Source organism: Pseudoalteromonas sp. SG43-7, from assembly GCF_014164295.1.
Classification (GTDB): domain Bacteria; phylum Pseudomonadota; class Gammaproteobacteria; order Enterobacterales; family Alteromonadaceae; genus Pseudoalteromonas; species Pseudoalteromonas rhizosphaerae.
The window spans coordinates 1-13,637 of the sequence record NZ_JACJEY010000036.1 but is presented as its reverse complement, the minus strand read 5'-3'; the positions used below and the strand labels follow the sequence as shown (position 1 = coordinate 13,637).

The following is a 13,637-nucleotide window of genomic DNA, read 5'->3' as shown; positions in this document are numbered from 1 at the left end:
GTTAGGATGAACAACTAAGGCGCGCGGGCTAAAGCTTGACGCGCCTTTTGCATGTAAATTAGATGATAAATCGATACGATTTATCGATTTATCCGCAGCAATGCTGCAGTAAGAAAAGAGTAGTGTGATAGATATGTCAAAACGCGATTATTATGAAGTCCTTGGAGTGGCAAAAGACGCCAGCGAAAGAGACGTAAAAAAAGCGTATAAACGCTTAGCGATGAAATATCATCCAGATCGTACCGCAGGCGATAAAGAACTTGAAACTAAATTCAAGGAAGTAAAAGAAGCTTACGAGATCCTCACTGACAGTCAAAAACGTCAAATGTATGATCAATACGGCCATGCTGCGTTTGAACAAGGCGGTGGCGGTGGTGGTCATGGCGGCTTTGGTGGCGGCCATGGTGACTTTGGTGATGTATTTGGTGACGTGTTCGGTGATATTTTTGGAGGCGGTGGTGGCCGTCGTCAATCGCGTCAGCAACGAGGTTCAGACCTACGTTACAACATGGACTTAAGCTTAGAAGAAGCGGTTCGTGGTAAAGAAGTAGAAATTAAAGTACCTACGTGGGTGAGCTGTGAGCCGTGTGACGGCAGCGGTGCAAAAGCGGGTTCTAAACCGAAAACATGTACGACTTGTCATGGTGCAGGCCAAGTGCAAATGCGCCAAGGTTTTTTTGCTGTGCAACAAACCTGTCCAACCTGTCAGGGCACTGGTCAGATAATTTCTGATCCATGTAATAGCTGTCATGGTCAAGGCCGTGTGGAAAAAACCAAAACATTATCGGTTAAAATCCCAGCCGGGGTTGATACTGGCGACCGCATTCGTTTATCTGGCGAAGGTGAAGCAGGGGTACATGGTGCACCCGCTGGTGACTTGTATGTGCAGGTATCGGTACGTGAACACCGTATCTTTGAGCGTGATGGTAATAACCTATATTGTGAAGTGCCGATTGGGTTTACAACGGCTGCTCTTGGTGGCGAAATTGAAGTACCGACTTTAGATGGTCGTGCTAAATTGAAGATCCCAGCTGAGAGTCAAACGGGCAAAATGTTCCGTATGCGCGGTAAAGGTGTTAAGTCTGTCCGTAGTGGCGCAGTTGGTGACTTGATCTGTAAAGTGGTAATAGAAACACCCGTTAAGTTAAATGAACGCCAACGCGAGTTATTGCAAGAGCTTGAGCAAAGCATGGGTAAGGATGGTTCTAAAAACCGTCCAAAAGAAAAAGGCTTTTTTGATGGTGTAAAAAAGTTCTTTGATGATTTAACTAAGTAATCACTCATTACTTACAAAATGGCGCTAATTAGCGCCATTTTTTATTGGCTAACAAAAGCTTATTAATCTGACAAAAATAAGCGCTTTGTTGACAACCACGCAGTAATACATATTCATAATGCTACCTTTACAGAGCGATTAGGCTCGTTAATCACCTGTCACTTAACGGCTATTTTATCTTATCAAATGAAATTCCGGACCCTATATGGGTAATTAAATGCCATTGCTGCTTTATTTTGCATTACTTATCGATATGATAATTAGTCTCACTTGCATGATTGAATAATCGGCGTAAAATCAGCGCCATTGATGTATTAAATGAAATGAGATGGCATGTTAACGTTAGACGAATTAGTAATTGGCCAACATGGCTCTGTTGTAAGCATCGATCCTAATGCGAGTTTGTTGCGCCAGAAATTACTTGCAATGGGTTTAACGCCAGGCGCTCCTGTCCACGTATTGCGCTTTTCTCCATTTGGCGATCCGATGATTGTCAAAGTTCGCGGTACCGTTCTTAGTCTTCGTAAATCCGAGGCAAAATCAATTAATTTGGAACTCGCAGTATGAATCCAAACATTGCCGTAATAGGTAACCCAAACTGTGGTAAAACTACACTATTCAACGCTTTAACCGGTAGCAAACAGAAAGTAGGTAACTGGTCAGGGGTGACCATCGATAAGAAAATTGGTCAATTTAAAGTGGCTGATCAGACTGTCGACTTGGTTGATTTGCCCGGCACTTATTCTTTAGATGTAAATGCACAAACCCCTTTAGATGAAAAAATTGCGCGTGATTATGCACTCAGTGGTGAATCACAACTGATCATCAATATTCTTGATGCATCAAATCTTGAACGCAATTTATACCTCACCGCTCAGCTGCTTGAGATGAAAGTACCTTTACTCGTCGTGCTAAATATGGTCGATGTGGCAAAACGAAATGGTTTAGTAACGGCTCCAAAGGCGCTAGAAAAGCGACTTGGATGCCCTGTGATTGCCTTAAGTGCAAATAATAAAACAGACATTACTGGTTTAAAAGAGTTTATTGCACAAGGGCTTAAACTTAAAAAAGTATCAATGCATATCCCTAGTTATGAGCAAAAAATAACGCAAGCGGCCAACAACATTGCAGCCAGTTTTACTGCCAATAATAAACCGATAGAAAACATCGACACTGATTGGTTGTCATTGCGGTTATTAGAGCAAGATGAAAGCTGTTTTGGCTATGCTGATAAACAAACACTGGCAGTGGCAAAAGCTGAATTTGAACAGTTTGCCGATCACCATGAACTTGATGTGCTTTTTGCCAATGGTCGTTATGAGTTTGCCCATCAACTGGCTGTACTTGCTCAAAATACTAAAGGCATCGCCTCTGAAACCATTAGTGATAAAATAGATGCGGTAGTGATCAATCGTTTTTTAGGGATCCCAATATTTTTAGGGATCATGTATTTAATGTTTACTGTTGCGGTAAATGTAGGCGGCGCATTTATAGACTTTTTCGATATTGCTGTAGGTGCGATTTTAGTCGATGGCTTTGGTGAAATATTAACTTCATTAGGCGCACCTGATTGGCTACGCGCATTGCTTGCGGACGGTATAGGTGGTGGTATTCAGCTTGTTGCCACCTTTATCCCGGTGATTGGCTTTTTATACTTTTGTTTAGCCTTTATTGAAGATTCAGGTTATATGGCGCGTGCTGCTTTTATCATGGATAGATTAATGCGCGCCATTGGTTTACCGGGTAAAGCTTTTGTGCCTTTAATTGTTGGCTTTGGCTGTAACGTGCCATCAGTAATGGCAACTCGTACTTTAGAAACCCATAAAGATCGCTTACTGACTATTGCCATGTCACCATTTATGTCATGTGGCGCGCGCTTAAGTGTGTATGCCTTGTTTGTCGCTGCCTTTTTTACCACTAATGGCCAAAACTTAGTATTTGCACTGTATATTTTAGGTATTGTTATGGCGGTATTAACCGGTTTGGTACTTAAAAATACCTTGTTTAGTCCAACGCTTACCCCGTTTATTCTCGAATTACCTGCGTATCATATGCCAACGGCAAAAGGCGTACTTTACAAAGCATGGGAGCGCTTAAAAAGCTTTTGTATGCGCGCCGGTAAAACTATAATTGTGGTGTTTGTTATTTTAAAAATATTAAGCTCCATAGGTACTGATTTTACTTTTGGCAATGACAACACAGATAAATCGATGCTCAGTGAAATTTCAAAAATTGCAACACCGGTGTTTGCTCCTATCGGGGTAGAGCAAGATAATTGGCCTGCAACTGTCGGTATTTTTACTGGCGTATTTGCTAAAGAGGCAGTAGTTGGCACTTTAGATAGTTTATATTCAAATTTAGATGGCGTAGCGGCTGTGAATGAAGAGCCAGTTAATGTCATCGATAAAGTGGCTGAAGCATTCGCGAGTATTCCTGCAAACCTAATAGACGTATTTGGTAATTTACTCGATCCACTGGGTTTAAATGTCACTAATGTGAGCGATCAAAGTAGTGCGGCCATTGATCAAGAAGTGAATGTATCGACCTTCGCAACCATGGAAAACCTATTTAGCAGTCAACTTGCTGCATTCAGTTACTTAGTTTTTGTATTGCTTTATACACCGTGTGTGGCGGTGATGGGCGCTATGTACCGAGAAGCTGGAATGAAATGGATGCTATTTGTTGCAATTTGGTCAACAGGGCTTGCTTACATCACAGCCTCTGTGGTGTATCAAGTGGGTAACTTTAAGCAATCTCCGATGTTTTCGGCATTTTGGTTACTCGGGTGCGCTGTCGTTATTGCATTGGCAATAAGCTCTATGCGTATTTATGGTAATAAAATGGCTGCAAAGAGTCGTTTAATCCCTGTTGTTAATATTATTTAGCCAGTATATATAGTTTAAAAAAGAGTACCTTGGTACTCTTTTTTTGTTAATTTTAAAGCAGTTAACAATTCAATGGAGTTAGTCATGACGCCAGCCACACAATTATTAAAAAAACACAAGGCCACTTTTGAGCTGCTCAGTTATGAGCATAACTCAAGTACACATAGCTTTGGTTTAGAAGCTGTTGAAAAGTTAAATCTAGCCGCTGAGCAGGTTTTCAAAACCTTAGTATTTGAAACCAATGAATTGCAGTTAGTAGTGGCAATTACGCCTGTGAGTCAACAAGTTAACTTAAAGCTCTTAGCAAAAGCATGTGGTGTTAAAAAAGTACATATGGCCGCTGCACAAAAGGTAGAAAATAGCACCGGATATATTCTTGGTGGCGTAAGTCCATTAGGGCAAAAAAAACGCTTAGCAACTTACCTTCATAGTAGCGCAAAGCAGTTTGATATTATTTATGTAAGCGCTGGTAAACGCGGCCTTGAAATTGCACTTGATCCCAATACATTAATAAAACTGTGTAATGGCAAATTAGCTGACTTTTAGTGGTGATTTACAGTGTTAGTTAACAGTCGATAAGCTAACAGTAATACCTTGCACAAACTTTAACATATGTTTATTTTCCCTCATTTTTTTCTATTGTTATTGAGGTTTAATTATTTTAGCGTTTTTTAGTAAAAAAAAATCAACTAAATACTTTTCAGCGTACAAGTGTTAGCTCTTTTTATTCAATGGCTTAGATAGCCTAAAAATAAATAAATTGAAAAAACTGTTAAAAAATTGCTTAGAGTAATTGATCTAAACCATTTTTTATGACGTAATGTAGGTATTATTGTCTGGTCGGATGAGTTGATTATGAGTTTACGTACAAAATTAAAAAAAGTATTACCAAGTATTTCTATCACTGAACAAGAAGCCCTTGATGCGGGTGATGTGTGGTTAGAAGGCTCTATTTACCAAGGTAAGCCTGACTTCAACGCACTTCGCGCAGTCCCTGCTGCTGTATTGAGCGCAGATGAACAAGCATTTATCGACGGCCCATTACAAGAGCTATTGGGTATGATCGACGATACAGAAATTCAAAATGGCATTCATTTACCTGAATACATTTTAGATTTTCTGAAAAAGGAACGTTTCTTTTCACTGATCATTCCTAAATCATTCGGTGGTTTAGAGTTTAGCCCTTACGCAAACTCAACTATCGTTGGCACAATCGCCACTAAAAGTTCTGCTGTTGCAGTAACCGTTATGGTTCCTAACTCGTTAGGCCCTGGTGAGTTACTACTGCACTTTGGTACTAAAGAGCAGCAAGCACATTATTTACCACGCCTAGCCAATGGCCGTGACATTCCATGTTTTGCACTCACTAGCCCAGAGGCTGGTTCTGATGCCGGTGGCATTCCAGATTTAGGCACAGTGACTAAAGGCATGTATAACGGCGAAGAAGTTCTTGGCCTTGAGATCACTTGGGACAAGCGTTATATCACCCTTGCGCCAATTGCCACCGTACTTGGTTTAGCATTTAAAGTGGTTGATCCAAATGGCTTGCTAGGTGGTAAAGAAAACCTCGGTATTACGTGTGCACTTATTCCAAAAGAGCACCCAGGTGTTGAACTTGGTAATCGCCATGATCCAATGGGGATTCGTTTTTACAACGGTACTACGCGTGGCAACAAAGTATTTGTGCCAATGGACTTCATTATTGGTGGGCAAAAGAACATCGGCCGTGGCTGGCAAATGTTGGTTAGCTGTTTAGGTGCTGGCCGAGGTATTTCATTACCTGCATTAGGTGTTAGTTCATCTCAGGTAGCATTTAAAGGTGCCTCTGAATACGCTGCGGTACGTGAGCAATTTGGCTTAGCAATCGGTCAGTTTGAAGGTATTCAAGAAAAACTCGCTGATATTGCTGGTAAAACATACCTGCAAGAAGCAATGCGTGTACTTACAACCGAAGGTTTAGGCATGGGCTTAAAGCCATCGGTTGTGACTGCAATTGCAAAATATCATATGACTGAAATTGGTCGCGACGTGCTTGACTCAGCAATGGATATTCAAGCTGGTAAAGCAATTCAGAACGGCCCGCAAAATACGTTAGCAAGCGGCTATGTTGCACAGCCAATTGCCATCACGGTTGAAGGCGCCAACATTCTTACACGTAACTTGATGATCTTTGGTCAAGGTGTAATGCGTTGTCACCCATATTTACAATCGATGGTTGAATCAATCCACAGCGAAGATAAAAACGCAGATAAAGAATTTAACCGCATTCTACGTAAAACAGTCGGTTATAGCGTAGCAAACAGTTTACGTGCATTTCGTTTAGGCGTATTACCATTTACAGCAGGTGCTAATTCACCACTTCCAGAAGTACGTGAATATGAAAAAGCAGCTCATAAATTATCAGCTAAATTAGCAGTATATGCAGATTTTTCGTTACTGGTACTCGGCGGAAAACTTAAACAAGCGGAAATGCTATCAGCCCGTTTAGGCGATGTAATGAGCTTCTTATATGCGGCAATGGCATCAATTAAATATTATGAGCAAAAAGTGGCAAGCAGTGAACGCGAGCAAGCAGCGCCATATTTCCACTACGCAACACGTTTTGCATTACAAAGCGCCGAACAAGCATTGCATAAGTTTTTAGACAACTTCCCTGCAAGTGGCACACGTAAGTTTATGCGTTTTATTACCATGAACTATTCGACTAAAATGCCAAAAATTAGCGATGACTTAATTCGCGAATTAGCTACACAAGCGCAACTTGACACGGCATTTAAAAAGCAAATCACACACTTAGTTAAACCTATTGAAGGTGATGGACATTACATTAACGAGCAAGCGTATAAAGCGAAAATGGGCTGTTTAGATTTACTCGCAAAAGTGAAAAAAGCCTTGCGTGCTAAAACAATCAAACCAGGTATTCGTTTTGCACTTACTCTTGATAATGCACTTGTAGCAAATGTAATCACTGAAGAAGAATACGCTAAACTGATTGATTACAACAAAAAACGTGAACGCGCAATTCGTGTTGATGAGTTTGATTTTGATATGAACTTATTAGACGAAAATGCAAAACCGATAAACCCACTGAAAAGTGTTGTTAATCAGTAATATTTTTTAATTCAACAATGTAAGCGCCTGCAGTATAGGCGCTTTTTTTGTGCTAAAAAAACTTAGAATCCATATTTATTCGTTAATAAGACAAGTGTTATTCCGCCGGCACAGTAATATGTTATTCAATTGTAAGTCTATAGGTTGTAAAACTTTATGATTGTATTTGTTGTTAAAAAACGTTAATCTAAGTGCAAATTGTTTTTATTTGACTTGAGGGTCCATGTTTAATCCAACTATTTCTTACATCTCTATGGCAGTTACATTAGCAATGTCGAGTGTAGCTTTTGCAAATGAGCAAGGCACAGAAGAAGCAAATATCGAAAAAATCTCTGTGCTAGGGCAACGGTTAGAATATAATACCAGCGCTACAGGCTTAATGCTTTCAGTGCAACAAACTCCTCAGTCTATCTCTGTAATTGATGCGCAAGCAATTCAAGACTTTGCACTAGATAATGTTGCAGATGTCGTGGGAATGGCTGCGGGGATCAATGTTCAAAAAGCAGAAACCAGCCGTTTTTTCTTTAGCGCACGTGGTAATCCCGTTACCAATTTTCAGTATGATGGCTTACCGGTTTTTTACAATAGCTTTTTTTCAGAAGCAGTATCAGATTCCATTCTTTTTGAGCGTGTGGAAGTAGTTAGAGGCGCCACTGGCTTACTCTCTGGAGCAGGTGAACCTTCAGCGGCAATCAATTTGATCCGTAAAAAAGCAGGTTTTGAACAACAAGGTTACGTTACTGCGAAAGTTGGTTCATGGCAAAATGTTAGACTTGAAGGTGATTTTAACACGCCACTCAATAGCGATGGCAGTATTCGTGGCCGTGTAGCTGCGAGTATTGATCAAGGTGAAAGCCATGTTGATTTAGCTGAAAAAGATAATCTTCAACTTTATACAACCGTGGGTTTTGATTTAGGCGCGAATACTGAGATGAACATCGGAATAGAGCATGCGAAACGTAGGCCTAAAGGCTCTACATGGGGTGCATTACCTTTATTTTATGCAGATGGCTCCTCTGCTGATGATTTAGCTATATCAAGTACAACGGCAGCAAACTGGACCTATTGGGACCGCGATAATACCAGTGCCTTTGTTAATTTAGCGCATAGCTTTACAAATGGGTGGCAGTTGAGAGCAGAATACGAACGCCGAGATGATAAAATGGATGGCAAACTATTATACTTAAGCGGGCATCCTGATCGAGACACTGGGCTTGGTATGAGTGGTTCGTCAATGATTTATCAAAGTGATCGTACTTTGGATAGTGCGCGCATATACGCCGATGGTCCTTTTGAGTTGTTTTCTCGAGAGCACCGCTTGATTGTTGGGGCTAATTTAAGTGATCAGCATGTCACTTCTGATTCATTTTATGCTATCAGTGGTGATCCCGTTGGAAACTTTTTACAGTGGGATGGCAGTGTATCTGAACCTACTTATGCAGATACGGCTATTACCGGAAAAAATAACGAAGAGCAGGTTGGGGCGTATATTGCTACACAACTGAGTGTAACGGATAAGCTAACCCTTGTTCTAGGGAACCGCTTTAGTCGCTATGATTATGAAAATGAGGTAGACAGTGCTGATAATTACAAACAAACGGGCATTAACACTCCTTATGCGGGACTAGTGTTCTCACCTGTACCTACGGTATCAATTTATACAAGCTACACTGAAATTTTCCAGCCACAAAATGCAAAAGACAAAAATGATCAACGTCTTGACCCTGTTGAAGGCAGTAATTTAGAAGCTGGGGTAAAAAGCACCTGGCTTGATGAACGATTACTTGTTACTGCTGCCGTATTTAAGGTCGAAAAAGATAATGTAGCAGTACTAGACCCTTCATTCACTGAACCATTGCCTGATGGTAGCTTTCCATCTATCGGAAAAAAAGGTACGCAGAGTAAAGGTTTTGAAGTGGAAATTTCGGGGCAAGTAACTGATTCATTTAACGCTAATTTCAGTTATGCACACACTAAATCTGAAGATGAAAATGGTGATGATTTTGCAACCCATAACCCTGAACACTTAGTTAAGCTCTCTGGAATGTATGATTATAATGAAGCGTTTAAATTTGGTGTTAATGCACATTGGCAAAATGAAATCTACAATGAAAATGTAGGTCCTAATAATGCTCACCGTGCAGAGCAAGCAAGTTATTGGCTGGTTAATATGATGGCGCGTTACAAGTTTACAGAGCAGTTTAGCGGCCAAATGAATATCAATAACGTGTTTGATAAAAAATATTACTCCAGTATTGATTTTTATAACCAAGGCTTCTTTGGCGCACCACGTAATATTGAAGCTTCAGTAAGGTATCAGTTTTAACCACTCTCTATTTATCATAGCTTACCCCGCAAGTTAAAGCGGGTAAGCTATTCCTTCTTAGGTAGTTTACTTGATTAGATCTAATCACTTTTTGTACTTAAAGTGAGTGGGCAATGTCATTGTTGCCAAACACCAATGTAATGCAAAAAGCCATAAACTTGCGAATGAAAGTAAATCAAAGCCGACTATTTTTTAGTACCTTCAGCTCCTAGCATACACGTTTACAATATCACCAACATCTAGCTACAGAGTTTATTCGTGTCGCTTTGCGATGAGATTTATTGATTAATCTTTATATGTAAACTCGCCAAACGAGTAAGATAAAATTTTTTGTTGATTATTTAAGGTGGTGTTCAGAAGGTAAATGATAGGGTAAAAATAAGTTATTTACTAAGTAAGCTGTACTCGCACCTAGGAATAGTGTGTTTGCTGTTTTCATTAAAATAGACAAAGGATTATAGTCTCATGAAGTAAGTCATGTCTTTTTTTCATTTAGTACTACGATCTTTTCTACCTATTTGCGCGGCGATAACAGCCTTGTTTCTAATCATTTTTGACTCATATAATTATTGGACACTCAGTTTAATTATTATACTTGCACTTTTATCCTTTCTTGGCGTTAGAGACCGCTTTCAAAAGAGTAATACACTTTTGAGAAATTACCCTGTAATTGCATGGGTGCGCCATATTTTTTATGATTTGCGTCCATTTTTGCGTCAATACATTGTAGAAGATGATTTAGAAGGGACGCCATATAGTTTTGCTGCGCGTAATCTTATTTATAATCGGGCTCAGGGTAAAAGTGACACACAGCCGCTGGGCACTGAGCGAAATGTCCGTGAAGATGGTTATACATGGGTGTGCCACTCAATGGCACCAAGCGCAGAGCCTGATAAAAAACCACGTGTCACGATTGGTAATGAGCAGTCTAGCCAACCCTATAATGCATCTTTATTAAATATTTCGGCCATGAGCTTCGGTGCTTTATCTGGGCGAGCGATAGAGGCTTTAAATAAGGGCGCTTCAATTGGTGGATTTTATCATGACACCGGTGAAGGAGGGCTTAGCAAATATCATAAAAAACACGGTGGCGATACTGTATGGGAACTCGGCACTGGCTATTTTGGTTGTCGTGATAAACATGGTCGTTTTGATCCCAAGCAATTTGCTGACCAAGCGCAAATCGAACAAGTAAAAATGACTGAAATTAAGCTAAGCCAAGGTGCAAAGCCGGGTCATGGTAGCATGTTGCCAGGCTCTAAAGTAACCCAAGAAATAGCCAACGCGCGACAAGTGCCTATTCATCAAGATTGCTTGTCTCCCTCAGGGCATTCTGCATTTTCAACCCCGATTGAGCTTCTGGAATTTGCGCAAAATATGCGTCAGTTATCAGGCAATAAACCCGTAGGTCTGAAGCTCTGTGTTGGCATGCCTCATGAAGTGATGGCATTAGGCAAAGCAATGTTAAGTACAGGGATTTATCCTGATTTTATCGTTGTAGATGGTGCCGAAGGCGGCACCGGGGCAGCTCCTAGTGAACTGTCTGATTGGGTTGGTATGCCTTTAGAAGATGGTCTCGTAATGATGCAAAATATGTTAGTGGGCACAGGGCTCAGAAAACATATTAAGTTAGGTGCCAGCGGTAAAATTTATAATGGTATGGGAATGGCAAAGCACATTGCTTTAGGAGCTGACTAGTGTAATGCGGCGCGTGCATTTATGTTTTCGATTGGTTGCGTTCAGGCGCGGCGTTGTGACAAGGGAACTTGTCCTACAGGCATTGCAACACAAGATCCGCAACGTCAACGCTCCTTAGATATTGATATACAATCTGAACGGGCTGCTCGCTTTCATGCCAAAACTCTCTCAGCACTGGCTGAAATTGTAGGCTCAAGTGGTGTTATTCACCCAAGCGAGCTTAACCCGCATCAAATTTTTACCCGTGTTAACGCTGCTCAATCTAAGTCGATTATTGATATTCACCCGCTTTTGCCTGCAAATAGCTTGCTTGACGCACCTAAAGATACAGCCTATGGCGATTGGTGGGAGGCGGCTTCACCGGATACATTCAAACCCATTAAAGACATAACACAAGCGATGGGAAAAACTTTATCAGCACATAATAGAGGGCATTATTAATGAGTATTACAGTTTCCGAAGTAATTGCTGACACGCTAATAAAAGCGGGTGCAAAACGTTGTTATGGTATTGTGGGTGATACAATTAACCACTTTACTAATGCAATCAGTAAAACGTCTCTAGAGTGGATCAATGTTCGACATGAAGAAGTGGGGGCATGTGAAGCATATATGACTAGGCAATTAGCTGTGTGTGCCGGCACCTGTGGTCCTGGAAGCTTGCATTTTGTTAATGGTATTTTTGAAAGCCATCGTAACGGATCGCCAGTTGTACTCATTGCTTCAAATGTAGATAGCTCTGAAGAAGGCATGGGGTTTCCACAGGAATTAGACCAAACTAAGATATACGATCAGTGCTCCGTTTTTTGCCAGCGTATTAATCATCCTAGTCAAGCAAGACGGATCGTTGCCCAAGCGGCCCAAGCTGCGTTAACTCATCAAGGTGTCGTGATGGTTGTAGTGAATGGCGATATATTTAAAAATAAAATTGAAGATGATATCGCTTGGTCGGTACACCAACCACAGCCGTTAATTCGTCCAAATGACGCAGATTTAAACACCTTGGCGGGTATGATCCATAGTGCAAAGCGGATCACGATTTATGCGGGGATTGGCGCACGTGAATCACATGACCAACTAGTTGCGCTTGCTGATAAAATAAAAGCACCTATTGCACACAGCTCTCGTTCAAAAGAGTTTGTTGAACCTAATAATCCGTTTAATGTAGGTATGACAGGTATACTAGGTAATTTGGCTGGCATGCAAGCAATGGATGACTGTGATCTATTGCTATGTTTAGGCTCTGACTTCGCCTATACCCAGTTTTATTCGAAAAAAGCACAAATTGTTCAAGTTGATACGCAGGCGAAACATTTAGGAAGACGTACACCTATCAATTTGGGGTTGGTGGGCGATGTAGCCAATACAATTGGGGCATTACTGCCTTTACTTGAACAGCGCTCTGACGATTCTCATCTAAATAATGCACTAGAGCAGTGGCACAAGGACAAAAAAGAGTATGCAGGAAAAGCAAGGCATGAGAGTGAGCTCATTCACCCTCAGTATCTAACGCAATTACTCAGTGATAAAGCCGATAGAAATGCCATATTTACCGCTGATGGTGGGAGTCCGATGGTCTGGTTACTACGCCATTTAGAGGCTACAGGCGAGCGTCGATTCTTAACAAGCCTACTGCATGGAACAATGGCAAATGCGTATCCCCAAGCGCTAGGTATTGCAAATGCATACCCACATCGGCAAGTGATTGCGATGTGTGGTGATGGTGGTTTAACAATGTTAATGGGGGATTTGCTGACACTAGTACAAGAGCAAATCCCAGTGAAATTATTGGTTTTCAATAACGAATCCCTTGGATTTGTTGAAATGGAACAACGGGTTGAAGGTCTACTCGATAACTATACGAGTCTGCATAACCCAAATTTTGCTTCATTAGCTGAACAAATTGGTCTGCAGGGGTGGCAAGTCGATACTCCAGAGCGACTCCCAGATACGATGCAAGCTTGGTTAGATCATAAAGGACCTGCATTATTAGAAGTTAAAGTTAATCGCATGGAATTAGTAATGCCACCTAAAATAGAGGCTAACCAAGTTGTTTCTACTGCCTTATTTGGAGTAAAAGCCGTTCTTAATGGTCGCTCAGATGAAGTGATTTCATTAATCCGAGATAACTTTATTAAGTAACAACACCTTTTAAAATAGGAGGTATTACGATACCTCCGGTTTTTACTCATCTCAGTAGAAATTTAAATACTTTCTAGCGTTTATATTGGGCTATTCGTCGCTATCATGGCTAACATTTTTGATATATAGAGTCAGCTAAGCTCTTGATGCTCTAATCTTAAAATGTTTATGCCATACTAGGTGCTGGTTAAATGAACGTT

The 13,637-nt window shown here is 40.8% G+C and carries 7 protein-coding genes and 1 pseudogene; all 8 read left to right on the top strand.

Going from position 1 to position 13,637, the window contains the following annotated elements; translation table 11 throughout:
* Nucleotides 1-133 precede the first annotated feature (133 nt).
* The gene (gene dnaJ, locus H5200_RS15580; RefSeq protein WP_145236090.1) at nucleotides 134-1,276 is read left to right on the top strand and encodes a molecular chaperone DnaJ; all 1,143 of its coding nucleotides are present in this window, start codon (nucleotides 134-136) and stop codon (nucleotides 1,274-1,276) included.
* A gap of 333 nt (nucleotides 1,277-1,609) precedes the next feature.
* Nucleotides 1,610-1,843, top strand: a complete 234-nt coding sequence (locus H5200_RS15575; protein ID WP_149980124.1) for a FeoA family protein — start codon at nucleotides 1,610-1,612, stop codon at nucleotides 1,841-1,843.
* The gene (gene feoB / locus H5200_RS15570; RefSeq protein WP_182761811.1) at nucleotides 1,840-4,161 is read left to right on the top strand and encodes a Fe(2+) transporter permease subunit FeoB; all 2,322 of its coding nucleotides are present in this window, start codon (nucleotides 1,840-1,842) and stop codon (nucleotides 4,159-4,161) included. Before H5200_RS15575 ends, feoB begins: the two co-directional genes overlap by 4 nt.
* 84 nt (nucleotides 4,162-4,245) lie before the next feature.
* Nucleotides 4,246-4,707, top strand: a complete 462-nt coding sequence (gene ybaK / locus H5200_RS15565; RefSeq protein ID WP_145236081.1) for a Cys-tRNA(Pro) deacylase — start codon at nucleotides 4,246-4,248, stop codon at nucleotides 4,705-4,707.
* Nucleotides 4,708-5,016: 309 nt separating this feature from the next.
* The gene (locus H5200_RS15560) at nucleotides 5,017-7,272 is read left to right on the top strand and encodes an acyl-CoA dehydrogenase (protein WP_145236077.1); all 2,256 of its coding nucleotides are present in this window, start codon (nucleotides 5,017-5,019) and stop codon (nucleotides 7,270-7,272) included.
* Between the two features lie 223 nt (nucleotides 7,273-7,495).
* Entirely contained in the window at nucleotides 7,496-9,598 is a 2,103-nt protein-coding gene (locus tag H5200_RS15555) for a TonB-dependent siderophore receptor (RefSeq protein WP_182761810.1), read from the top strand.
* Between the two features lie 477 nt (nucleotides 9,599-10,075).
* Nucleotides 10,076-11,737: pseudogene (locus tag H5200_RS24090) on the top strand (FMN-binding glutamate synthase family protein).
* Nucleotides 11,737-13,437: a thiamine pyrophosphate-dependent enzyme gene (locus H5200_RS15545; protein WP_182761809.1), complete on the top strand. Its 1,701-nt coding sequence runs from the start codon at nucleotides 11,737-11,739 to the stop codon at nucleotides 13,435-13,437. The pseudogene H5200_RS24090 and the gene H5200_RS15545 overlap by 1 nt, the downstream one beginning before the upstream one ends.
* Nucleotides 13,438-13,637: the final 200 nt, after the last annotated feature.

Bases quoted from the DNA above. Each gene is read 5' to 3' on its own strand.
- dnaJ (WP_145236090.1), top strand. From the start codon at position 134: ATGTCAAAACGCGATTATTATGAAGTCCTTGGAGTGGCAAAAGACGCC.
- H5200_RS15555 (WP_182761810.1), top strand. From the start codon at position 7,496: ATGTTTAATCCAACTATTTCTTACATCTCTATGGCAGTTACATTAGCA.
- H5200_RS15545 (WP_182761809.1), top strand. From the start codon at position 11,737: ATGAGTATTACAGTTTCCGAAGTAATTGCTGACACGCTAATAAAAGCG.
- H5200_RS15560 (WP_145236077.1), top strand. From the start codon at position 5,017: ATGAGTTTACGTACAAAATTAAAAAAAGTATTACCAAGTATTTCTATC.
- H5200_RS15575 (WP_149980124.1), top strand. From the start codon at position 1,610: ATGTTAACGTTAGACGAATTAGTAATTGGCCAACATGGCTCTGTTGTA.
- feoB (WP_182761811.1), top strand. From the start codon at position 1,840: ATGAATCCAAACATTGCCGTAATAGGTAACCCAAACTGTGGTAAAACT.
- ybaK (WP_145236081.1), top strand. From the start codon at position 4,246: ATGACGCCAGCCACACAATTATTAAAAAAACACAAGGCCACTTTTGAG.